This is a genomic window from Bacillus sp. FSL W8-1141, from assembly GCF_038593205.1.
GTDB classification, from domain to species: domain Bacteria; phylum Bacillota; class Bacilli; order Bacillales; family Bacillaceae; genus Bacillus; species Bacillus altitudinis.
The window spans coordinates 3630102-3653330 of the sequence record NZ_CP151973.1 but is presented as its reverse complement, the minus strand read 5'-3'; the positions used below and the strand labels follow the sequence as shown (position 1 = coordinate 3653330).

19 protein-coding genes are annotated in these 23229 nt (G+C 42.7%); 14 read left to right on the top strand and 5 right to left on the bottom strand.

The annotated features are described in order from the left end of the window. Positions 1–30 precede the first annotated feature (30 nt). The 4 genes from NSQ52_RS18790 (at position 31) to NSQ52_RS18775 (ending at position 5157) form a co-directional block, all read left to right on the top strand. Complete coding sequence (locus tag NSQ52_RS18790) at positions 31–864, top strand: MurR/RpiR family transcriptional regulator (RefSeq protein WP_039165382.1); 834 nt, start codon at positions 31–33, stop codon at positions 862–864. Positions 865–1049: 185 nt separating this feature from the next. After that, complete coding sequence (gene gntK, locus NSQ52_RS18785; protein ID WP_024720429.1) at positions 1050–2594, top strand: gluconokinase; 1545 nt, start codon at positions 1050–1052, stop codon at positions 2592–2594. A gap of 24 nt (positions 2595–2618) precedes the next feature. Continuing rightward, on the top strand, positions 2619–3947 hold the full coding sequence (locus tag NSQ52_RS18780) for a GntP family permease (protein ID WP_008347326.1): 1329 nt from the start codon (positions 2619–2621) through the stop codon (positions 3945–3947). 256 nt (positions 3948–4203) lie between these two features. Continuing rightward, complete coding sequence (locus NSQ52_RS18775; RefSeq protein WP_342473760.1) at positions 4204–5157, top strand: DNA alkylation repair protein; 954 nt, start codon at positions 4204–4206, stop codon at positions 5155–5157. Positions 5158–5376: 219 nt separating this feature from the next. Here NSQ52_RS18775 and NSQ52_RS18770 read toward each other — a convergent pair whose 3' ends face one another. After that, positions 5377–6714: an amino acid permease gene (locus NSQ52_RS18770; RefSeq protein WP_024719206.1), complete on the bottom strand. Its 1338-nt coding sequence runs from the start codon at positions 6712–6714 to the stop codon at positions 5377–5379. A gap of 318 nt (positions 6715–7032) precedes the next feature. On the opposite strand from NSQ52_RS18770, the gene NSQ52_RS18765 reads away from it, so the two are divergent. Beyond that, a complete protein-coding gene (locus tag NSQ52_RS18765) occupies positions 7033–8547 on the top strand; it encodes a PAS domain-containing protein (protein ID WP_342473759.1) in 1515 nt (504 codons plus the stop codon). A 41-nt stretch (positions 8548–8588) separates the two neighbouring features. Here the strand turns inward: NSQ52_RS18765 and NSQ52_RS18760 are convergent, their stop codons facing one another. Continuing rightward, the gene (locus NSQ52_RS18760; RefSeq protein ID WP_046344808.1) at positions 8589–9572 is read right to left on the bottom strand and encodes a Gfo/Idh/MocA family oxidoreductase; all 984 of its coding nucleotides are present in this window, start codon (positions 9570–9572) and stop codon (positions 8589–8591) included. A 144-nt stretch (positions 9573–9716) separates the two neighbouring features. Then, positions 9717–10076 carry a MerR family transcriptional regulator gene (locus tag NSQ52_RS18755; RefSeq protein ID WP_007498034.1) on the bottom strand — a complete coding sequence of 120 codons (360 nt, stop codon included), beginning with the start codon at positions 10074–10076 and terminating at the stop codon, positions 9717–9719. A 311-nt stretch (positions 10077–10387) separates the two neighbouring features. Here NSQ52_RS18755 and yidA point away from each other — a divergent pair, with 311 nt between their 5' ends. Further along, positions 10388–11200 (top strand): sugar-phosphatase, encoded by an 813-nt coding sequence (gene yidA / locus NSQ52_RS18750; RefSeq protein WP_342473758.1) that lies wholly within the window; start codon positions 10388–10390, stop codon positions 11198–11200. A gap of 35 nt (positions 11201–11235) precedes the next feature. Here the strand turns inward: yidA and NSQ52_RS18745 are convergent, their stop codons facing one another. Next, positions 11236–12243, bottom strand: a complete 1008-nt coding sequence (locus NSQ52_RS18745; protein WP_203143857.1) for a LuxR C-terminal-related transcriptional regulator — start codon at positions 12241–12243, stop codon at positions 11236–11238. 125 nt (positions 12244–12368) lie between these two features. Here NSQ52_RS18745 and NSQ52_RS18740 point away from each other — a divergent pair, with 125 nt between their 5' ends. The 3 genes from NSQ52_RS18740 to NSQ52_RS18730 all read left to right on the top strand — a co-directional run bounded on the left by NSQ52_RS18740 (position 12369) and on the right by NSQ52_RS18730 (position 15662). Then, positions 12369–13076 (top strand): class I SAM-dependent methyltransferase, encoded by a 708-nt coding sequence (locus NSQ52_RS18740; RefSeq protein ID WP_341018001.1) that lies wholly within the window; start codon positions 12369–12371, stop codon positions 13074–13076. Beyond that, the gene (locus tag NSQ52_RS18735; RefSeq protein WP_342473757.1) at positions 13073–14170 is read left to right on the top strand and encodes a saccharopine dehydrogenase NADP-binding domain-containing protein; all 1098 of its coding nucleotides are present in this window, start codon (positions 13073–13075) and stop codon (positions 14168–14170) included. Before NSQ52_RS18740 ends, NSQ52_RS18735 begins: the two co-directional genes overlap by 4 nt. 220 nt (positions 14171–14390) lie before the next feature. After that, on the top strand, positions 14391–15662 hold the full coding sequence (locus tag NSQ52_RS18730; protein WP_342473756.1) for an MFS transporter: 1272 nt from the start codon (positions 14391–14393) through the stop codon (positions 15660–15662). A gap of 95 nt (positions 15663–15757) precedes the next feature. Here the strand turns inward: NSQ52_RS18730 and NSQ52_RS18725 are convergent, their stop codons facing one another. Next, the gene (locus NSQ52_RS18725) at positions 15758–17581 is read right to left on the bottom strand and encodes an acyltransferase family protein (protein WP_047947041.1); all 1824 of its coding nucleotides are present in this window, start codon (positions 17579–17581) and stop codon (positions 15758–15760) included. A gap of 239 nt (positions 17582–17820) precedes the next feature. On the opposite strand from NSQ52_RS18725, the gene NSQ52_RS18720 reads away from it, so the two are divergent. From NSQ52_RS18720 to NSQ52_RS18700, 5 genes are all read left to right on the top strand, one after another. Next, the gene (locus tag NSQ52_RS18720) at positions 17821–18696 is read left to right on the top strand and encodes an aldose 1-epimerase family protein (RefSeq protein WP_342473755.1); all 876 of its coding nucleotides are present in this window, start codon (positions 17821–17823) and stop codon (positions 18694–18696) included. Positions 18697–18756: 60 nt separating this feature from the next. Then, on the top strand, positions 18757–19701 hold the full coding sequence (locus NSQ52_RS18715; RefSeq protein WP_007498020.1) for a sugar-binding transcriptional regulator: 945 nt from the start codon (positions 18757–18759) through the stop codon (positions 19699–19701). Between the two features lie 84 nt (positions 19702–19785). Next, positions 19786–20457, top strand: a complete 672-nt coding sequence (deoC, locus tag NSQ52_RS18710; RefSeq protein WP_096882069.1) for a deoxyribose-phosphate aldolase — start codon at positions 19786–19788, stop codon at positions 20455–20457. Positions 20458–20624: 167 nt separating this feature from the next. Continuing rightward, the gene (locus NSQ52_RS18705; RefSeq protein ID WP_017358632.1) at positions 20625–21806 is read left to right on the top strand and encodes a NupC/NupG family nucleoside CNT transporter; all 1182 of its coding nucleotides are present in this window, start codon (positions 20625–20627) and stop codon (positions 21804–21806) included. Between the two features lie 24 nt (positions 21807–21830). Beyond that, on the top strand, positions 21831–23132 hold the full coding sequence (locus tag NSQ52_RS18700; protein ID WP_039164991.1) for a pyrimidine-nucleoside phosphorylase: 1302 nt from the start codon (positions 21831–21833) through the stop codon (positions 23130–23132). The last annotated feature ends 97 nt before the right edge of the window (positions 23133–23229 follow it).

The following is a 23229-nucleotide window of genomic DNA, read 5'->3' as shown; positions in this document are numbered from 1 at the left end:
AGTTAATTGGCTTTTGTCAGTTTAAGTAGTATGGATAAGATAAGGGCAGCAAGCAGAGGATTGCCGCCAAAACTGAAAGCAATTGCTGAGCACATTACGAGTGAGCCCCGCGACATCATCCATTTGTCGATTGTCGAGCTTGCCAAAAAGACAGCGAGCTCAGAGGCAACGATTTTTCGTCTTTGTAAAAGGCTTGGATTTGAGGGGTATCAAGATTTGAAGATTGCTATTGCCCAGGAAATAGACCAAACGAAGCCTGATTATGTAGATGAAGAGATGAGTCTTGACGATGATACTGCTGTTTTTATGCAAAAGGTATTTCAGGCGAACATCACTGCATTAAAGGATAGTTTTCAATTGTTGAATCCAGAAGATGTAGAAAGAGCCGTACAATTAATCCATGAAGCAGAGCGCTTAGAGTTTTATGGCAGCGGTGGGTCTGGCCTCATCGCCACAGATGCTTTTCACAAATTTATGAGAACAGGCATCAACTGTATTGTTCATACAGATTCTCACTTTCAAGCGATGTCGGCAGGTCTGCTTGATCAAAAGAGCACAGTGCTTGGTATATCTCATTCTGGTCGAAATAAGGATTTACTGGATGCGATGAAAACAGCTAAGGAAAAAGGAGCGAAAACCATTGGCATTACAAGCTATCAGCGTTCTCCATTGAGTCAGCTTGCAGATGTCACGCTGTATACATCAACGCAAGAAACGGCTTTCCGAACAGAAGCGATGTCTGCTAGGCTTGCCCAGCTTACTGTGATTGATGTGCTATATTTTGCGCTTGCACATTTAAGGCAGCAGGAAACATTAACAAACTTAAAGCAAATGAGAGAAACCATTTCTCAAAAAAGAGTGTAATGGTTTCAAAAATAAATTTTTCTATTAGTGAAAAATGCTGTTGTGGTAACGATTCTGAGGTTTTTAGTGAAAATTATTTTCTTTTTGATCGTTGAATGTCGAAAAAAATATTCCTATAATGGGATTTATCAGGTACACCGGCACCACGACACTTTATTTCAAATCAATGATTGGGCGTGATACAGATGAAGGGAAACCAGGCGGTAATTGGTTTGGATATTGGAACAACAAGTACAAAGGCGGTTCTATTTGGACCACAGGGGAAAGTCATATCAAAGCATTCTGTTCCTTATGACCTCATTCACCCCCAGCCAGCATGGGTTGAGCAGAATCCTGAACATATTTTAGATGCTGTGATTGCGAGTGTAAGAGGCGCATTGACGAAAGCAGCATTTGATGCAAAAAACCTCATAGGTGTGGGAATTAGTACGGCGATGCATTCCTTAATCGTCATGGATGAGAATGGAAAAGCATTAACAAACAGTATCATTTGGGCTGATAACAGAAGTGCAGAACAAGCGAAACGAATCATAACGGACTTAGATGGCTTTCAAATTTATAAAAGAACCGGAACACCGATCCATCCAATGTCACCGCTTTCAAAAATACGATGGATCAAGGAAATGACACCTGACGTCTTCAATCAGGCAGCAAAATTCATTTCCATCAAAGAGTATGTTCTTTATCATTTCTTCGGTCAGTATGTGGTCGATTATTCAATCGCATCAGCAACAGGACTGTTCCGATTGGAAACGCTTCAATGGGACGAGGAGGCACTACGTATTGCAGGAATTCAGGTGAATCAGCTGTCTGAACTTGTTCCAACGACGCATCAGCTACGTGGGCTTCAGCCAGAAATTGCGCTGCGAATGGGCATTGAAGAAGATACACCATTTGTTGTGGGTGCAAATGACGGTGTACTAGCGAATCTTGGTGTTGGTGCGATTGGCAAAGGTGAGGTAGCAGTCACGATTGGGACAAGTGGTGCAGTACGTACAGTCGTAGATCAGCCAATTACAGATGAGCAATCAAGAACATTTTGCTATGCATTGACGGACAAGCATTGGGTCGTCGGAGGACCGACCAATAACGGCGGAATTATGCTGAGATGGCTCAAGGATGAATTTGGGTCTTCCGAGGTGGAGGTAGCAAAGCGTCTAGGTGTAGACCCTTACGATCTAATGATTGATATTGCAGAAAAGGTTCCAGCTGGCTCAGAAGGACTGCTGTTTCTACCATTTTTAACAGGTGAGCGAGCACCTTATTGGAATCCAAACGCAAGAGGCACGTTCTTCGGGATCGGTCTTCAGCATAAGCGCGAGCACTTTATTAGAGCCGTGTTAGAAGGCGTCATTATGAGTGTTTTCTCGATCGGTGTGGCACTAAGAGATTTAACAGGTCCAGCGAAGGATGTCAGGGCTTCTGGTGGATTTGCGAGATCCCCGCTATGGCGGCAGATTTTGGCGGATACAATGGGCAGAGAAGTGCTTGTTCCAGAGAGCTACGAGGCTTCCGCACTTGGGGCGGCTGTCCTTGCACTTCATAGTTTAGGTCATATGGAAGAGATAGAAGAGGTACAGGAATGGATCCGTATTTCTGCCCGCCATGAACCAAATATGAAGAACAACGAAACATACATAGAGCTGTTTTATTTATATGAGCGTCTCTATGACAAACTGAAGGATGAATTTGATGTCATTAGTGCGTTGCAATTAAAACAAAATCGTTAAACATCGGGGAAAAGGTGGGAGAACATGCTTTTATTCATTGTGATTGCGGCGATTGTCCTTTTACTCATTCTCATTACAGTCGCTAAGTTGAATCCGTTTGTGAGTTTGATCATTACCTCTATGCTAGTAGGCTTTGCTACAGGAATGGATTTACAGGAAATCATTCAATCGATTAAAACGGGATTAGGGAACACGTTATCGTTACTGGCGATTGTACTAGCACTTGGGACCATGCTTGGGAAAATGATGGCTGAGTCAGGGGGCGCTGAGCGGATAGCTCAAACACTCATCAGTCGTTTTGGGACGAAAAATGTGCATTGGGCGATGATGTTTGTAGCCTTTATCGTGGGGATACCTGTCTTTTTCCAGGTCGGATTCGTTCTTCTCATTCCCTTACTCTTTACCATTGCGATTGAAACGGGCATTTCGCTCGTGACGATTGGGATTTCATTAATCGCAGGCTTGTCTGTTGTGCATGGGCTAGTCCCGCCTCATCCAGCTGCAATGGCAGCAGTAGGCATCTATCATGCCAACGTGGGAAAAACGATTTTCTTTTCAATCATCGTCGGTTTGCCAACAGCTATTATCGCTGGACCGCTGTACGGTAAGTGGATTGGAAAACGGATACATAAACCAGTTCCAGAGCTGCTCAGAAAGCAATTCACGGAACGACATGCTGATCGGAAGCTTCCTGGTTTTGCGAATACGATGTTTACCATTTTGGTGCCGGTCATTCTTATGCTGCTTGCCACGTTGGCGGATATTATTTTGCCAGAGGATAGTATGTGGTATCAGATGTTCAAGTACATTGGAGATCCCATAACAGCTTTATTGATTGCGACAGTGTATTCTTTCTTTAGTCTTGGCTTTATACAAGGGATGAGCCGTGACCGAGTGCTGTCATTCAGTAACGATTGTTTGGGACCGATCGCTTCCATTCTGCTTGTGATTGGTGCAGGCGGAGCGTTCAATAATGTACTGATCGATTCAGGCGTTGGGGATTATATTGCTGATTTAGCCAAACACTCCCCAATCTCACCGATTTTACTTAGCTGGCTGATTGCTGCGGTTATTCGTGTGGCAACAGGATCAGCTACAGTATCCATGATGACAGCGGCCGGAATTGTAGCCCCAATTGCTGCATCCATGCCGGATGTGAGCAGAGAGTTGCTTGTTTTAGCAACAGGAGCGGGTTCACTGATTTTGTCTCATGTCAATGACTCTGGTTTTTGGCTGATCAAAGAGTATTTTGGTATGACCATTAAAGAGACGTTCTTGACTTGGACGGCTATGGAGACCATCATTTCCGTTAGCGCCATTGCATTTATTATGATCATAAATATGTTTATATAACGGGACAACAGCTCAATTCTTCGGGATTGGGCTGTTTTTGGTTTGTTGTTATGCCGCTTTTGACAATTTAGGATAAAATAATGATATTGAGCTATGGGAGGCGGACACGATCGAACCTTTAAAACATGTATATAATGAACCATTTATTCAACATTTAGCAGAAAAACTGGCGCAAGCGTCAACTGTATTTGATGCTGATCACTTTCAGCAGCTCGTGTTTCAAGAGGATTGGGAGCAGCTGGAGTTAAAAGGACGAATGAGAAGAGTGACTGAATCGATGCACGCCTGTCTGCCTGAAGATTATGAGAAGGCAATCGATGTACTGCGTCAGACAGCACCGCATTTTACAGGGCTCAGTGCGCTCGTATTTCCAGACTACGTCGAGACATATGGTGTTGACCATTGGGATATCTCGATCAAAGCACTTGAATTCTTTACACCGTTTTCCACTGCTGAATTTGCCGTTCGACCTTTTCTCATTCAAGATCAAGAGAAAATGCTGGCGCAGATGCTTGTGTGGTCACAGGATCAAAATGAACATATTCGCCGTCTCGCTAGTGAAGGATGCAGGCCTCGTTTGCCGTGGGGATTATCCGTCCCTGCGCTGAAAAAGGACCCTTCTGTCACGCTGCCCATTCTAGAAAATTTGAAGTCAGATTCGGCCAAGTATGTGCAAAAAAGTGTAGCGAATCATTTAAATGATATTTCCGCAATTCAGCCAGACCTCATGAAGCAAATGGTCAAAAGCTGGTATGGAACCAATGAACATACAAACTGGATTGTCAAACATGCATCCCGTACTTTATTGAAAAAAGGCGATCCAGATATCATGGCTTTATTTGGCTATGGAGATGATCCGTCTATCCAAGTAACGGATTTGAAGGTGACGCAAGACCCCGTTCGTATTGGAGAGAAGCTGCCCTTTCATTTTATTCTTCAGGTTGATAAGCCATTAAAGCTGCGCGTAGAGTATGCCGTTGATTACGTTAAAGCTCGTGGTACACGCAGTCAAAAGGTATTTAAAATCACAGAATTTGAAACAGGATCGGCGCTGCATAGAGAATTTGTCCGGTCACAGTCATTTAAAAATATGACAACGAGAAAGCACTATGAGGGCATTCATACATTAACCATCATCATCAACGGCATCCCAAAAGCGTCTGTCGATTTCGAAGTCACAGCAGCTGCTCATGAAAAAACCCGCCACTGAGGCGGGCTTCAGCGTGTAGACAAACCCTCGCATTCTTTGTCAGTCCTGCGTGCTGGTGCTCACGAATGTCAAATTCGCTCCGCGCCAGTACTCGTCCTTCCTAGACTGCAAAGGTTTTCTATCACGCTGAAAAGAAGACAAAGGGCTAAAATCAAGTTCATTTTAGCCCTTTGTCAACAATCTGATACCCGCCACTGAGGCGGGTTTTTTCATGCGTTTCTAAGCTTTCTTTTTCATTAAGAATGAAGCAATGATGGCGGCTGCTAAGAAACCGATGCTGATAATCGAGCTAGGTAAGTTCTCTGGTCTGAATAGGAACAGAACAAAACTGACACTGAGTACAAGACCAGCAAATAAAGTGAAATACGGAAATAACCAAACTTTGAAATACGGCTCCTGCGGATATCTTGGACGCAGTTTCAAATGTGCCAGACAGATGCTAATCCAAATAAGAGAGACCGCAAAACCAGGGATAGCCAGCATATAGCTGAAAATTTGATCTGGGTACAAGTAAGCAAAGAATGTTCCGATTAAAAGAAACAGAACGGTCACCCATAAACTTAAAATAGGTACACCTCTTTTGTTGACCTGTGCCAGCTTTTTTGGACCGCCGTCTGATTTAGATAGAGAATGAATCATTCTCGTCGTGCCGTAAATACCAGAGTTGGCGGCAGATAGAACGGCTGTAATTAAGACGAAATTAATGAAGTGAGAGGCACCTTGCATGCCAGCTGCTGAAAAGACTTGGACAAAAGGACTGTTATTCGGATCAATTTGATTCCAAGGAATGAGTCCACAAATAATCAAAATCGGCAGTGTGTAAAACAAGATGATGCGCCACATCATACTTTTGACAACACCAGGTAATACCTTTTCTGCATCCTTTGTTTCTGTAATGGTCAGCCCGATCAATTCAGAGCCTCCATACGAGAAGATCACCACTAATAATGAGGCAAAGACAGCACCCCATCCGTTCGGGACAAAGTTTTGGTAATTGGTGAGAACAGGCGTGCTTTGTTCGCTCGGAATGATTCCAAATAATAATGCAGCACCGAGAAGAATAAACACAATAATAACGAAAATCTTCATTCCAGCGAACCAAAACTCAATTTCACCAAAGTATTTTACATTATTTAAATTAATTCCGATGACTAAGAGCGAGCAAAGTAAACATAAAGACCATAATGGTACGTTCGGCAACCAATATTGAAGCAAACTGCCCGCTGCAATAATTTCAATGACACATACAGTGAGCCACATAAAACAGTAAACCCATCCGACAACAAATGAAAAACGTTGACCAAGCGCAATCTGTATGAGGTCGCGAAGGTTATTCCCCGGGTAGACGATGGCCATTTCAGCTAAAGCCGCCATGACAATGAGAAGAAGCAATCCAGCAAATACATAGGAAAAGATGACTCCAGGACCTGCTAAGCCGATTGTATCGGCACTTCCTTTAAAGATTCCTGTACCAATGACCCCGCCCATCGCAATCATGCGAATATGACGCGGCGATAAAAGCTTTTTTAATTCGTGTTGTTCCTGATTCGCGCTCATGACGTTCTCCTTTTTTAAAATGCTTATGTTCCATTTTCTTTTTTCGAGCGGTCAGTGTCAATATAAAAAAAGAGATTTTTCAGACAAAATAGGCGGTTGATTCTATCAATTGAGCCGTTTTCTTCCATAAATCTTTTCCATGACCCATCCCCAAAATCTAAAACTTCGTGAAAAAATGAACATTTGCCTTCATTCTGACATAAACAATTTTCAGTTTTTGTCGATATATCTTTTGTATTACTAAAGTCCTAATAAAGAATTGTTTATAACTGTAAAATATTTCAAAAATGTATGAAAAAATGAAAGGAGTTATTGAAGATGTTTATGAGAAAAGCAAGTGATTCATCGTCGGAAGCCCTTCTTAGTGAAAGCAGTCAATTAGTTGAACGAATTGAGAAGGGAGATTTTTCAGCCAGAATTGATACTGCTGCATTCTCTTCTAGTCAAACAATAGAAGCAGTGGCTCAAATAAATGAAGCGTTACAAAAGATGCAAGAAGTGCAAGAAGATATTCATATGCGTATGAATTTAGTGACAAAAGCGATTCAAGTGGGTCTATGGGATATGACGGTTGTAGCAGGAGATCCTGTGAATCCAAAAAACGAATTCAAATGGACAGATGATTTCCGCAAAATGCTAGGTTTTCAAAATGAAAACGATTTTCCGAATGTCTTAGACAGCTGGGCATCTCGAATTCACCCAGATGAGCAGGAATACACCTTGAATGCATTCTCTACGCATTTATTGGATCATTCTGGCCGGACACCGTATGATATCGAATATCGTCTGATGTTGAAAAATGGCGAGTATCGCTGGTTCAAAGCAACTGGAACGACGATTCGAGATCGAAATGGGGTACCTCTTCGTGTGGCAGGGGCTCTTTTTGATATTCATGATCAGAAATTGAAAGAAGAAGAGCTGCAAGCATTCGTGACAAGATATGACTTGATCAACCGTGCGCTTGTGGAAGCTCCTTGGGATATGGTTGTAGAGGCTGGCGATCCTGTCAATCCAAACAATGAATTCTGGTGGTCTCCGCAGTTTAGAAAAACGCTTGGTTTTACAGATGAAAAGGATTTCCCGAACGTATTGAGCAGCTGGAGTGATCGTTTGCATCCTGAAGATAAAGAATCGGCTCTCCAAGCCTTTGCGGATCACTTAAATGACCATTCTGGCCGTACACCATTTGATATTGACTATAGATTGCAGAGTAAAAATGGCGAGTATCGCTGGTATCATGCGGGCGGTGAAACCATTCGTGATGAGAAGGGTGTCCCTTTACGTGTCGCAGGAACGATTCGTGATATTACGTTAGAAAAAAATAAAGAAAAAACAGCCAATGAAATGGCTTCCCAAGTAGAGCAGCTTTCAAGTTCTATTAGTGAAATGGTATCTGGTATCAGTTCTGTAACAAACCAAGCACAAGAGCTTGCTGTCGCTCAAGAGCAGTCAACGTCTGCTGCTAATTTGGCGAAAAACAGTGCAGATGAGACGAAGAACATTTCAGACTTAATCAAAGAAGTGGCAAACCAAACGAATCTGCTTGGTTTGAATGCCGCAATCGAAGCAGCAAGAGCAGGCGAGCAGGGACGCGGTTTCTCAGTCGTTGCCGATGAAGTACGTAAGCTAGCGCTTCATAGTGCCAATGCGACAGAAAATATCGAATCTAGTTTAACTGAAATGAAAACACAAATCGATCAAATTCTTGAAAATATCTCCAATATGACAGCTCTTACGCAAACACAGGCTGCTTTAACAGAGCAAGTGAACGCTTCAGTTGATGAAGTGAATCATATGTCTCAGCGTCTGGTGGCATATTCAAAGAGTATCTAATGTCAAAAAACCGCCTTTTCATCAGAAGGCGGTTTTTTTATTTAAGCATGATCCGCTGGGAAAACAATACCGGCGTCTTTCCTAGCGGCTTCAAGAACCTTCATGACAGAAAGACTGTCATCAAGCCATTCATAACACTTTTCGACATTTCCTGTTTCAATGATATGCTGAAATGCTTCTGCTTCATAAAACAGGCGGTTTGAATTGGTTTGTGCATTGAGTGAAGTGACTTGGTCTCCTATATGCAGCAACACTTCCTCACAGCCATTCGCACCATTTTTCACATGCAGGAACCCTTTTTCCCCTTGAATCAAAGCGAAATTCATACTGCTTGTATCTTTGCTGCCAACACTTGTGGCGATGAAATCATTGTAAGTAAAAGTTAAAACACCAGATGTGTCGATGCCGTTTGGATGGCGGTTGGCCTGGTAACGAACGTCTTTCGGTGAACCAAATAGATTCATAATGAAATGAACATTGTAAATGTTAATATCCATGAGGGCACCGCCAGAAAACTCTGGGTTAAAGACATTCGGCGTTTCCCCGGCGAGCAGCTGATTATATTTACTTGAATATTGACTGTAGTTGCATTGAACGAGTTTGATTCTGCCTAATTGATGAAGGTGTTTTTTGATTAAATGATAGTTGGGCATATGAACGGTCGTAATGGCTTCAAATAGGAAGAGCTGCTTTTCCTTTGCGAGAGCGATTAAGGCTTCTAGCTCTTTCACATTAGAGGTAAAAGGCTTTTCGCAAATCACATGTTTTCCGTGTTTCAATGCAGCCGTGGCATGCTCGCTATGTAAACGATTGGGTGATGCGATATATACCGCTTCTATGTGGGGATCTTCTAACATAGCGGTTAAATCCGTATAAGTCGTTTGCACCCCAAATTGATCTGCGAGTTTCTTTGCCGTCGCTTCCTTTCTTGAATAGACAGCGTGGCAAGAAGCACCTTCAAGCTGTTCAATTGCCTGGAGGAAACCTTCCACAATCACACCTGTTCCAATGGTTGCTATTCTCATTCTATTCATAACCCCTTTCATACGATTGATGTCACGTCAAGCTGTCTCTAGTATACCTGATGTTTTCATACAACGTGTACTTAACAGCTAGGCGCAGAGGGGTGCCAGTAAAAAATACCGGCACATCTTTGGCAGTCTCTACAATTAACTAATGTTAGCTAATGTTTGTTTCGTTAACAGTTGAATGGCCGCCTTCCTCTTTTTTAACTCTTGAATGGATTTTTGAATATCTTCTACTTTTTGTTCGAGCAGCTGTTCCGCTTCTGTTTTTGACTGTTTCTCGAATAGTGACGTGATAATTTCTCGAATTTCTTTGAGTGAGAAATCTAGCTTTCTTGCTTCAGTGATAAAGGATAGCATGAGTACATATTTTTTATCATATAAACGATAGCCGTTATGTGCTCTCTTAGGCTCGGGGAGCACACCCTCATTTTCATAAAAACGAATGGTTTCAATATGTACACCAGACATTTTTGACAATTTTCCTCTCGTAAATGTAATCATTCCCTGCACCTCCTTTCTTTGCTATCCATCATACAATTAGATTTGCTAGTTTCAAAATATTCTCCGATGAACATTTGTTCCTTTTCATACTGTTAAAATGACAGGTCTGTTCTATTCACAGCGGATTCTATAGAATAGGTTATAATAGATGAGGATGAAGTGATTTTTTGTTACAGATAGGAACAAGTAGACAGCGTGAGAAAAAAACGATAGGCTAAAATAGGTACATAGTATGATGAATAGCATGTGATCATGTAGATGATCACTCAAAATAGTGACAGCACGTTTTGCTGAGAAAAGGGGAGCAGTGAATGTATAAATTAGTCGCAATTGATATGGATGGTACGTTATTAAATGATCAGCATATGGTGCCGGATGAGGTGTTTGAAGCCATTCAACAGGCGAAGGCAGAAGGCGTTAAAATTGTTTTATGTACAGGCCGGCCGATTGGCGGGGTGCATCGCTATTTAAAAGAGCTGCAGCTTGATCAAGAGGGGGATTATGTCATCGCCTATAACGGAGCGCTTGTACAAAACAGCCATACAAATGAAGTCGTATCAGAATTAACTTTATCCTATGATGATTTGACTTCTTTATATGAACTGAGCCGTCAGCTGGATACACCTATGCATTATTTCGATTCGGCTCATCTATACACACCAAATCGGGATATTAGTGAATACACGGTACTTGAATCGTATTTAACGAAATTGCCGCTTAAGTATTTACCTGTCGAAGAGGCAGACCTATCCATGAGACTTCCGAAGATGATGTATATTGATCAGCCGGAACGTTTGGAAAAGACGATACAAGCCATTCCATCTGAAGTGAAGGATCAGTACATGATGGTAAAAAGCACAGATTTCTTCCTAGAAATTCTTCATCCTGATGTGAGCAAAGGGAATGCCGTGAAGCTTCTAGCGCATGAACTTGGGATTTCTCGTGAAGAAGTGATGGCGATTGGTGACAATGGGAACGACGTGTCGATGCTAGAATTTGCGGGCTGTGGCGTTGCGATGGGAAATGCCATTGAAGATGTCAAAGCAGTTGCGGATGTTGTGACAAAATCCAATAACGAAGCAGGAGTCGCACATGTCCTGCATGAGCGAGTCATCGGAAAATAAAGAAAGAGCGGTCTACCAATGAGGTAGCCGCTTTTTTATATGTGTGAGAAAAAGTAAACAAGCATACGTCTGCTGTTCAAATTTGTTTTTTCGAGCATCGCCTTTACATGATCGTGCACCGTATGAGGCGAGATAAATAACGTACTGGCAATTTCTTTTGTGGATTGTCCTTTTATTAAGCAGTCAAGGACGTTCATTTCTCTTTCTGTCAGCCGATATGTTTTCGCTATATAAGGAAGAATGTCACTTGTTTGAGCTCGTTTAATATGAATCATGACAGCCTCTTCCTCCCCGGCTGCCTGTGCTAAACGAAATGCTTGAAGAGAGAGAAAACGCCCTGTCGGCATTCTGGTGATGCTGACCGCTGTTTGGTCACCGCCGCCATATAAAAGCTTAGCACCTAATGCTCTAAACGGACGGGGCATGATGGCACCGTCATGAATTTGCTCAAAGGTTTGGAAGGTGTGGAGCCAATGAAGTCCAGTTTCATTTCCATAAAGAAGATGGTAATCGTGTGAAAGAATGAGGAAGCCTTGGTGTTCCGCCGTTTCATCTTCTTCCGTTTCTCTTCTTTTAAAAAGTTCATCTCTCAGTTTGGCTGCGAGTGCTGGTGTTTGACGACTAACCGCTTGTATATCTTGTTCATGAAAAGGTTCCTTCTCCTTTTTCCGATAAAGGCTGGCGATTCCCCAGCATTCACCTTGAATCACAAGGGCTGCCCGCAATTCATCTGCCCATCCGTTAGGTAACAAAATGTGCTGGTATCGACCACTATTGGTGTATTCTCCGCTTTGGACGAGACTGGCAGCGTGGACAGGACCTTTCGCTAGATCTTCATGCTGGTGCACATCTTTTTTTAAATATTCATTTTGAAACAGCTCGTTATGTATGGCTTCAATCGGTTCATCTGTAAAAGAACCCGTCGAGAGGAGAGTAGCTGGATCAATGGTTGTGATACAGGCAGCATCAAAATCACAGATAGCAGCAAGTTCATCTCGAATGCTTTTTCTCAGCTGCTGAAAATGAGCGGCTGGATTGTTCATTTGATCTCCTCCTCAATATCCCCACTTTTAGGGATCGTTTTTACTCATCTATCTTCTTACAATGAAGATAACATACCGTTAGTGTAAAGGAAACGAAGCAAAGAGGAAACTGGAGGAGAAGACATATGAGTGTAAATCAACATTGGCATGATCCTGTTGCTGAATCCTATGCAGCGACAATTGCACATAAAGTACCGGGCTATCATCTTTTGCATGAGCTGACAGTGGATAGAGTAGAAATCGAATTAATGGGAGCGGCTTCTCGCATGTTAACAGTCGGAGCAGGTGGGGGCGAAGAGATCATCAACATGCTTCAAAGAAATAAAGACTGGCATATCACAGGGGTTGATCCATCTCCAACCATGCTTGATATGGCCAAGCGCAGAGTGGCACAGCTTCATATGCAAGATCGTGTCACATGGTATGAGATGGCCTTAGACAAAGTGCCGGTTGAAAAGTCGTACGATGCAGCAGTAAGTTTGCTTGTCATTCATTTTGTAAAAGATCAGCTGACCTTTTTACAGGAGATCGCCCGCCGGCTTCAACCAGGTGCTCCTCTCGTGTTGGCATTTATTCAAGGAGACCCGGAAACGCCGACATTTCAGCTGGAGCTTCATATGCTTTCTCTATTCATGAAGCGTCAAGGTTTGGGAAAGGAAGTGTTTACGTCCTTCCGAGAAAGGCTGGGTGTCACAACATATCCCGTGTCTGAAGAAAAGATGACAGCACAATTAACCGAAGCAGGATTTCAAGACATCAGACCTTATTTTCAAGCGGGCATGATCAAAGGGATTGTTTGTAAAAGAGGCGATAGAAAGGCGGTTGGAAAATGAGGTCAAAAGTGATGGTGATAGGCGGTTATGGACATGTGGGGCAGCAAATATGTCTTCAATTAAGTGACGTGTATCCTGGGCAAGTCTTTGCGGCTGGCCGAAGTTATGAGAAGGCTGAACAATTTGCACGCCAAACGAATGGGCGTGTACGTCCATTTCAGATAGACGTAAGACAACAAGTGGATACGGACTGGATGGATGAAACGAAACTCGTGATCATGTGTCTGGATCAAGATGACACGTCATTTGCTGAAACATGCTTACGATCAGGTATTGATTATCTCGATATTTCGGCAAAAGGAGCCTATATTGAGAAGCTAGCAAAGGTCCATCAACAGCAATTGAACGCAACGGCTGTGCTGAGTGTAGGCCTTGCACCTGGTCTCACCAATTTGCTTGCAGCGAAGGCGGCATCTATTCTGACCTCTGTGGAGCAAATTGATATTAGTATCATGCTTGGGCTAGGTGACCAGCATGGAAAAGCAGCTATTGAATGGACGCTTGATCATGTGCATACGGATTATGAGCTGACGAAGAATCATCAGCGAAAGAAAGTCAAAAGTTTTACTGGAGGGAAACGCATTGATTTTGGCAAAACGTTTGGAAAGCGGCAAGCCTATCAATTCCCTTTCTCTGACCAGCAAACATTGCCTTCGACGCTCCATGTGCCTTCTGTGACAACAAGGCTCTGTTTTGATTCTGGTGTAGCGACACGTGCATTTGCTCTCACAAGGAAACTCGGAATGACGTCCCTTCTCACGATGCCGAAAATCAAGGAACGTGCCATTTCACTGATTCAATCTGCTCAAATGGGTACAGATCAATATGCAGTGAAAGTGGAAGCGGTAGGAATGAAGGGTAACGAAATTCATCGAGCAGCGCTTGGAATAAAAGGTCGCGATGAGTCTCAAGCAACGGCTCAAGTCGCCAGTGCTGTGGCACTGCATGTATTGAGCAAGCAGTTTCAGGCAGGTGTTTTTCATATCGAAGAATTATTTTCATTAGCGTATGAGAATGGTGATTTTGCGTTGGTGGATCAAAAAACGAAGGAAAAGCACGCACTAGCATTGAGAGCCAGCCTTTTAACGGCATAAAAGAAAACGACAAAAGATACGCATCAGCTCAAAAGTACAGGTCAGTCATGTGGGCGCTTTATTCATGATCCATTTCAAAACAAGGTGTCTATGATCCGAAAACAACCGCTTGCTCTCCATGTAAATGGCCGAGAGGCGGAAGAGATTTAAATCAAGGATTGTAGTCGGAACTGATATAATGGTTACATTGGGCAAATAAATCTCAAGTGGGTGTTTACAAGTGTTAGATACAGAAAAAGATGTAGTGAAGAATTATATAGATTCACCCCAAAAATTGAAAAATTTATATAAACGAGTATTGTTCGTTGTCAGTCTATCGCAAATATTTGGAGGGGCTGGAATAGCTGCAGGAATTACGGTAGGTGCCATTTTAGCACAACAAATGCTTGGAACTGAAGCCTATACAGGAGTCCCAATCGCTTTATTTACTTTGGGGTCAGCTGGGTCAGCTTTCATTGTAGGAAAGCTTTCGCAACGTTATGGACGTCGCATCGGTTTATCGACAGGTTTTGTTGTTGGAGGGCTCGGAGCAATTGGCGTTGTGCTGGCAGCTATGATGAATAGTGTCATTTTATTATTTGCATCGCTCTTCATTTACGGAGCAGGAACATCCACGAACTTACAAGCGCGTTATGCTGGGACGGACTTAGCAAATTCTAAACAGCGTGCAACTGCAATTAGTACAACAATGGTCATGACAACATTTGGAGCAGTAGCAGGTCCGAATTTAGTTGAAGTGATGGGTAAATTTGCAGTGTCCATTGGTGTTCCAGCACTTGCCGGTCCTTTTATTTTATCAGCAGTAGCATTTATTGTAGCTGGTCTTGTCCTTTTTATTCTGCTGCGTCCTGATCCATTAGACATTGCCCGAAGAATAGCAACTTACAAAGCAGAACATGGGCATGGAAATAAACCAGATGCTGCTGATAAAAAAACAGATAAAAAAGGGCTTACAGTAGGTGCCACAGTGATGATCTTAACTCAAATTGTCATGGTGGCACTCATGACCATGACACCGGTGCATATGCAGCATCATGGTCATGGATTAGCCGAAGTGGGCATTGTGATTGGTTTTCATATAGGAGCCATGTATCTTCCTTCACCTATCACGGGTGTACTTGTAGATAAACTAGGACGAACAGCTATGAGCATAGCGTCGGGCATCACATTGTTACTTGCTGGTTTATTAGCAGCATTCGCACCAAGTGATTCAATGGTTCTATTAATCATTGCTTTGTCTTTACTTGGATTGGGATGGAACTTTGGTTTAATTAGTGGTACTGCTCAAATAGTGGATTCTACAGAACCATCAAACCGGGCAAAAACCCAAGGAACACTCGATGTTTTTGTTGCGTTAGCAGGTGCTTCTGGCGGTGCCCTTTCAGGAATGGTCATGGCGAATACGAGTTATGCTACATTATCTTTAAGCGGAGGAATTTTATCGTTAATTCTCATCCCTGTCATCGTTTGGTCTTTTAAAAGTAAAACATAATGCAGCTCCGTGCTCATCCATCACAAAAAAGACATGCCTCCAATCATAGGAAAGCATGTCTTTTTTGAATCTCTCTTCACAGGATGCTAGTCTTCTTATGATGCCGAGGACACATCTCCTTTTTTCTTGATACTGGCTTTAATGAGCTCAGTCAATGTGTCAGAGCCTTTTGTGGAAAGATGAACACCATCTGGCTGAAAATAGGATGGCTGTCCGGTAGCGGCTGAATGCCAATCGACTAAGCTCACATTGTGGTGTTGATTGGCCACACGCTCAATGACTGCATTCACATCATTTTCCCAAGATCTTGGAACGCGAGTGTTCACAAGAAAAATATGTGCCTTCGAGAAATGTTGAATGAATGAGGTCAAAGTCCCCTCTGTAAAATAACCATTTGTGCCAAGCTCAATAATAACAGCGGCATCAGCCTTGTTAAAAGAAGCATATTGAGGGGCGATGCGGATGGCTTCGTTCATTTGCCTTCCGACCCTTGCGTCAATGGTAATGGGTTCATAGGCCTTTTCTAAGTTTGAAGCAATGTCTAACATGACGGAATCACCAATGGCAAGAACTTGGTGAAATTGTTTAGGATCCGCTGCTTTTTTCTCATGTTTGTCTTTCTTTTTCTTCACTTTTGATTCTGTCTGACCGCCTGCCTTTTGGGGCGCTGTCTTAATTTGTGTGACTTCTTGCGCATGCGGGGATGTATGAGACGAGCTAGACATGCCAATGGTAAATAAAATCAAAAGGACTGCGGCAATCCCAAGAAACACTTTATTGGACATAGACCATTGCTTGATTCCTGTTTTCCAAATCGACCAAGAGGCAAAATAGTGTCTAAACCCGAGTTTACGAATCGGCTGTTCGATCAAACGATAGGAAGCCTCTGATATGAGTAGAATTGCGATGAGCTGCAATGTGACACGTCCCATGGAAGGCTGTCCAATCTCAATGACCGGTGTGGTCAGCACGATAATTGGATAATGCCATAAGTAGATGCCATAAGACCGCTTTCCGAGCCAAACGAGTGGTTGAAATGACAGCCATTTCCCAATAAGACTGGCAGGATGGCAGACACACGCAATTAAGATCGCTGCATTCAAACAGAATAAAAGCATACCGCCTTGGTAGAGAAAGCCGTCAAATTCGTCGACTGCATAAACACATAAGAGGAAAATGACCATCGAACCGAATCCGGCTATTTGTAACATACGTCTGCCGATAGGAAGTAATTTTCTGCTGGAAAGTCTGTGCATGGGCCAGACAAATGCAAGACTGCACCCGATGAGGAGTGCAAACGCACGTGTGTCTGTTCCATAATAGATCCTGCTCGGGTCAGTATCCGGTGAATAGAGAATGGCCATCCATAAAGCAGATACAAGTGCCAGACCAAAGGTGATCATAGGAAGATGGGATCTATTTTTCACCCATTTCAGTCCAGCAATCAACAGTACCGGCCAAATGAGATAAAATTGCTCTTCAATCGCCAAAGACCATAAATTTTTTAGTGGAGATACAGCATTGAAGCTGTCAAAGTAAGAGAGCTGATGAAAAATATACCACCAGTTACTCACATAAAAAAAGGACGATAAGGCATCGCCACGAATGGACATTAATGCATTTGAACCAGCAATGGCGCACCAGCTGACGATTAAAAAAATCATGACGTAGGCAGCTGGAAGCAGCCTTCTGATGCGGCCCATCCAAAAAGGCAGAAGCTCTTGATAGCCCAAATCCTGCTTATGCAGCAAGATGGTTGTAATCAAGTAACCAGAAATCACAAAAAACAAATCAACGCCAAGAAACCCGCCGCTTGCGGGTTCAATATGTAAGTGATAAGCAATGACCGCCAAAACGGCAACAGCTCTCAGACCATCTAATCCTAATATGTAACGTAAACGGTTTTCCTTGCTGTTCATGAAAAAGAATCCCCCATCAATGTCAAACGCGTCTTTTTTGTTGTTACTCCAAAAGAACAACGATTCTTTTATTTTATATAAGATTAGACGAATCAGCATTACATTTTGTTGGCGAATTTCTGTCTTTTTTTAAATTTTTTTATATGAAGAAACATTCTAAGGCTTGAGGGATTCTTATTTTTATACTCAAACCGAAAATCCCTGTCATAATAAAAGAAGAAGGAAAGGGGATGTGTTGAATGAGAACGATTGAAAATGATCTGTTATTGGTTCAAATCAATGAGAGAGGTGCCGAGGTGAGAGAGGTGCTTCATAAAGAAAGTGGACGTCAATATATGTGGTCTGGTGACCCTGCTTATTGGGGCAGGGTGTCGCCCGTCTTATTTCCGATTGTCGGACGGTTGAAGGATGATCAATACAAGATAGACGATCAAACGTATCAACTCTCGCAGCATGGATTTTTGCGTGATGTTGATTTTGAACTATTTGAAGAAGCAAAAGATCAGGTGATTTTTCAATATCAATCAAATGGCCGTCACACGTCACAATATCCGTATGAATTTACAGCGCGCATCAGTTATGCACTGTCGGAAAATGGACTAACGATTTCCTGGGAAATTGTTCATGAAGGAGATGGCACGATGTATTTCTCGATTGGTGGACATCCGGCATTTCATGTCCCGCTTGTTGAAGGCGAGCAGACAGATGATTATTCACTCACATTGATACCTTCCACCGAACATGATCCAGTTCAATATGAACTTCATGATTCACTTGTGAGAGAGAAGGAGAAAGGTGTTGAGTTTGAGCCGATTCAACTTCGCCCAGAACTTTTTCAGAACGATGCAATGATCTTTAGTCATATTGATCAAGTATCATTGACTTCTCAAGCAGGTCACGGCGTTGAGGTCGATCTCAGTGGTTTTCCGTTCGTTGGTATTTGGTCTCCATATGATCAAGAAAAGGGAACAATGGCTCCTTTTGTTTGTATTGAGCCTTGGTATGGGATCGCTGATATGGAAGGGACAAACGGGCAGTATAAGGAGAAATTCGGCATTCAAACCTTAGAGAAGCAAGAGACCTTTCACGCAGCTTACACCATTTTCTTTAAATGAACATTTGTGCATGGTGAAGTGAACAATTTGTTATGATAGAGGAAAAAAGGAGGCGTACGAATGGATCGGGAGAAACAGCAATTAAGTATTGAAGCAGCAAGGCTCTATTACTTATCTGATTACAGTCAGCAGGAAATCGCCAAGCAGCTTGACCTGTCGAGGCCAACGGTGTCTCGTCTGCTTCAGTATGCGAAGGAAAAAGGGTACGTCCAAATTACAGTGATGGACCCATTTGAGGATTTAAATGAGCTGTCCTTATTGCTGAAAGAAAAATATGATCTGCTCGAGGCTCATGTGGTATTTTCGCCAAAGGACGATTATCCAACGATTACGGATTACTTGAGCCGGTTTGGTGCAGATTATCTTCAGAATACGGTGAAAGACGGTGATATCGTTGGAGTGAGCTGGGGCACCACGATGTATCAAATTGCTCAAAAGATGCAACCTAAACAGGTAAAAGGGGTAGAAGTTGTTCAGCTGAAAGGCGGAATCAGCCATTCACATGTGAATACATATTCTGCGGAAACGATCCAGCTGTTTGCATCAGCTTTTCAAACGGCACCACGCTATTTGCCACTGCCTGTTGTGTTCGATAGTGCCGCCGTTAAAGAGATGGTCGAACAGGACAGACATATTCAGCGCATTATTGAAATGGGCAAACAGGCAAATATCGCTGTGTTTACTGTTGGGACGGTAAGAGATGAGGCGCTTTTGTTTAGGCTTGGTTATTTCCGTGAAGAAGAAAAGGCGCTGCTCAAGACATCCAGTGTTGGAGATATCTGTTCGCGTTTTTATGATCAAGAAGGACGCATTTGCAGTGAAGCGATTAACAATCGCACAATCGGTGTGGAGCTGGATGATTTGAGAACAAAAGAGCGTTCCATTCTTGTTGCTGGTGGACATCGAAAGGTTGCCTCTATCCATGGGGCGCTGAGAGGAAAATATGCGAACGTATTGATGATCGATCAGCACACAGCAAGAGCTCTTTTAAATGTCACAAAATAGATGAACAAAATTTCATAACTATATTTACAATTGTTCAATAGTCATTTAAGATGAAAGTATCATATTTAAAAGGAAGTGTGAATCATGACAATAGCAAAGCTCATTGATCATACAGCACTAAAACCAGATACATCTAAAGCTGCGATCATGCAGTTACTAGATGAAGCAAAGACATATCAATTTGCTTCCGTTTGTGTGAACCCAACTTGGGTATCTCTTGCGGCGAAAGAACTAGAAGGAACAGGCGTTGATGTATGTACAGTCATCGGTTTCCCGTTAGGTGCAAACACAACAGCAGTGAAAGCATTTGAAACAAAGGATGCCATTGAAAACGGTGCAACTGAAGTGGACATGGTCATCAATATTGCGGCATTGAAAGATGGCGAATATGATGCAGTTGAACAAGATATTCGTGCCGTTGTAGACGCAGCAAAAGGCAAAGCCTTAGTGAAAGTCATCATTGAAACTTGTTTACTCACAGATGAAGAGAAAGTACGAGCTTGTGAACTTTCTGTAAAAGCTGGCGCTGATTTCGTCAAAACATCGACTGGATTTAGTACAGGCGGTGCAACAGCTGAGGACATCGCATTAATGCGTAAAACAGTTGGACCTGACATCGGTGTCAAAGCATCAGGCGGCGTAAGAACAAAAGAAGACGTAGAAGCGATGACAGCTGCAGGCGCAACCCGTATTGGTGCCAGTGCAGGCGTTTCCATTATTAAAGGGGATCAATCAGCTCCTTCTAAAGACTATTAATTCATACGATCCTATGGTAGGATAACAATCATGACTCATTAGATGATGAAAAAGTCATATGCGGAAGGATCTCATTTCTGGGATTTTCTTCCGCAATTTGTTTGCGAAATAGGGTTTGTTCCATACAAGCACATTAATGTAAACGAATTCATTCAAGGAGGAAAAACATGAAATACGTCATTGGTATTATCGGTTTGCTGGTGATTCTCGCCATTGCATGGCTGGCAAGTAACGGGAAAAAGCGAGTGAAATTCCGTCCAGTCATTGTCATGATTGTACTGCAATTTATTTTAGGTTATATTCTGCTCAATACAGGTGTTGGGAACTTCCTAGTCGGGGGCTTTGCAAAAGGATTCCAAATGCTTCTAGGCTATGCTGGTGAAGGGATCAACTTCGTATTTGGCGGTTTAATGAATGATAATGCGTCAACTTTCTTTATCAATGTCTTGCTGCCGATCGTCTTCATTTCTGCCTTGATTGGTATCCTGCAGCATTGGCGTATCCTTCCGCTGATCGTACGCGGAATTGGGTATTTGCTTAGTAAAGTCAATGGAATGGGGAAACTAGAATCTTACAACGCCGTAGCGTCAGCGATTTTAGGTCAATCCGAAGTGTTCATTTCCATTAAGAAGCAGCTTGGATTATTACCTCAACAGCGTCTTTATACATTGTGTGCATCTGCGATGTCGACTGTATCAATGTCCATTGTCGGTGCGTATATGCAAATGATTAAACCGGAGTACGTTGTTACAGCACTTGTGCTGAACCTATTTGGTGGATTTATTATTGCGTCTATCATCAATCCATATGAAGTGTCTAAAGACGAAGACATGCTTGAAGTCGTAGAAGAAGAAAGACAATCTTTCTTCGAAATGCTCGGCGAATACATTATGGATGGTTTCAAAGTAGCCATTGTTGTGGCTGCGATGTTGATTGGATTCGTTGCATTAATTGCGATGATTAATGGCATTTTCACAGCTGCCATCGGTGTTTCTTTCCAAGATGTACTTGGATATGTGTTTGCACCATTTGCTTTCCTTGTTGGTGTACCTTGGAGTGAAGCGGTACAAGCAGGAAGTATTATGGCGACCAAAATGGTATCTAACGAATTTGTAGCGATGCTTGCTCTATCTGGCGACGGTCTTCATTTCACTGCTCGTACAGAAGCGATCATTTCTGTATTCCTTGTGTCATTTGCGAACTTCTCGTCTATCGGTATCATTGCTGGAGCAGTGAAAGGCTTAAATGAAAAACAAGGAAACGTTGTCGCACGCTTTGGATTAAAGCTGTTATTCGGTGCAACACTCGTCAGCTTCTTAACAGCAGGCGTTGTCGGTTTGATTTACTAAACTAAAAAAGGAATGGTGAAAACAATGAGAATGGTAGATATCATTGCGAAAAAACGTGACGGAAAAGAATTATCTTCAGAGGAAATTTCTTTCTTTGTCAAAGGTTATACGGACGGAACAATTCCTGACTACCAAGCAAGTGCCTTGGCGATGGCGATTTTCTTCCAAGATATGACGGATCAAGAACGTGCAGATTTAACACTCGCTATGGCAAACTCAGGGGACACAATTGACCTGTCTGCTATCGACGGCATTAAAGTAGACAAGCATTCAACAGGCGGTGTAGGCGATACAACAACGCTTGTACTCGCTCCTCTTGTTGCAGCACTTGATGTACCTGTTGCAAAAATGTCTGGGCGTGGTCTTGGACATACGGGTGGAACAGTCGACAAGTTAGAGGCAGTCAAAGGCTTCCACGTTGAAATTACAAAAGACGAGTTCATCGAACTGGTGAACCGTCATAAAGTAGCGGTCATTGGACAATCAGGCAACCTGACACCTGCTGATAAAAAACTGTATGCCCTTCGTGATGTAACAGGAACTGTTAACTCAATCCCGCTCATTGCAAGTTCGATTATGAGTAAGAAAATCGCTGCTGGCGCAGATGCAATCGTATTAGATGTGAAAACAGGTGCAGGTGCTTTCATGAAAACACCTGAAGACTCTGAGAAGCTTGCAAAAGCAATGGTTCGTATCGGAAATAATGTTGGCAGACAAACGATGGCTGTCATCTCAGACATGTCTCAGCCGCTAGGATTAGCGATTGGAAATTCCCTTGAAGTGAAAGAGGCGATTGACACGCTTAAAGGCGAAGGCCCTGAAGACTTAAACGAGCTTGTGCTCACATTAGGAAGTCAAATGGTCGTTCTTGCGAAAAAAGCAGAGACACTTGATGAAGCAAGAGAAAAGCTAATTGAAGTCATGAAAAACGGCAAAGCACTTGAGAAATTCAAGGAATTTTTAGAAAACCAAGGTGGAGACGGCTCGATTGTAGATCAACCGGAAAAACTGCCACAAGCACCTTATCAAATCGAAGTGCCGGCAAAAGAATCAGGTGTGATCGCTGAAATCGTCGCAGACGAAATCGGTGTTGCAGCGATGATTCTTGGAGCAGGACGTGCAACAAAAGAAGACGATATCGATCTATCTGTTGGCATCATGCTCAACAAAAAAGTAGGCGATCGTGTAGAAAAAGGTGAATCTCTCGTGACGCTGCATGCAAATCGTGAAGATGTTGCGAATGTCATGGAGAAAATTTATGACAACATCCGCATCGCTGACCATGCTGATGCTCCGACTTTGATTCATACAGTGATTACAGAATAAAGAGAAGAAGACAAAAGTGATGAATCGCTTTTGTCTTTTTTTATGTAAATTTTAGGTAGCGCTTCTTCTAGATATGATAAGTTAGATGAGTGGGAGG

Coding starts and splice junctions, on each gene's coding strand:
- NSQ52_RS18735 (WP_342473757.1), top strand. CDS start 13,073: ATGAGGTCAAAAGTGATGGTGATAGGCGGTTATGGACATGTGGGGCAG.
- NSQ52_RS18725 (WP_047947041.1), bottom strand. CDS start 17,581: ATGAACAGCAAGGAAAACCGTTTACGTTACATATTAGGATTAGATGGT.
- deoC (WP_096882069.1), top strand. CDS start 19,786: ATGACAATAGCAAAGCTCATTGATCATACAGCACTAAAACCAGATACA.
- NSQ52_RS18745 (WP_203143857.1), bottom strand. CDS start 12,243: ATGAACAATCCAGCCGCTCATTTTCAGCAGCTGAGAAAAAGCATTCGA.
- NSQ52_RS18740 (WP_341018001.1), top strand. CDS start 12,369: ATGAGTGTAAATCAACATTGGCATGATCCTGTTGCTGAATCCTATGCA.
- NSQ52_RS18700 (WP_039164991.1), top strand. CDS start 21,831: ATGAGAATGGTAGATATCATTGCGAAAAAACGTGACGGAAAAGAATTA.
- NSQ52_RS18720 (WP_342473755.1), top strand. CDS start 17,821: ATGAGAACGATTGAAAATGATCTGTTATTGGTTCAAATCAATGAGAGA.
- NSQ52_RS18780 (WP_008347326.1), top strand. CDS start 2,619: ATGCTTTTATTCATTGTGATTGCGGCGATTGTCCTTTTACTCATTCTC.
- NSQ52_RS18770 (WP_024719206.1), bottom strand. CDS start 6,714: ATGAGCGCGAATCAGGAACAACACGAATTAAAAAAGCTTTTATCGCCG.
- yidA (WP_342473758.1), top strand. CDS start 10,388: ATGTATAAATTAGTCGCAATTGATATGGATGGTACGTTATTAAATGAT.
- NSQ52_RS18790 (WP_039165382.1), top strand. CDS start 31: ATGGATAAGATAAGGGCAGCAAGCAGAGGATTGCCGCCAAAACTGAAA.
- NSQ52_RS18765 (WP_342473759.1), top strand. CDS start 7,033: ATGTTTATGAGAAAAGCAAGTGATTCATCGTCGGAAGCCCTTCTTAGT.
- NSQ52_RS18755 (WP_007498034.1), bottom strand. CDS start 10,076: ATGATTACATTTACGAGAGGAAAATTGTCAAAAATGTCTGGTGTACAT.
- NSQ52_RS18715 (WP_007498020.1), top strand. CDS start 18,757: ATGGATCGGGAGAAACAGCAATTAAGTATTGAAGCAGCAAGGCTCTAT.
- gntK (WP_024720429.1), top strand. CDS start 1,050: ATGAAGGGAAACCAGGCGGTAATTGGTTTGGATATTGGAACAACAAGT.
- NSQ52_RS18760 (WP_046344808.1), bottom strand. CDS start 9,572: ATGAGAATAGCAACCATTGGAACAGGTGTGATTGTGGAAGGTTTCCTC.
- NSQ52_RS18775 (WP_342473760.1), top strand. CDS start 4,204: ATGAGAAGAGTGACTGAATCGATGCACGCCTGTCTGCCTGAAGATTAT.
- NSQ52_RS18705 (WP_017358632.1), top strand. CDS start 20,625: ATGAAATACGTCATTGGTATTATCGGTTTGCTGGTGATTCTCGCCATT.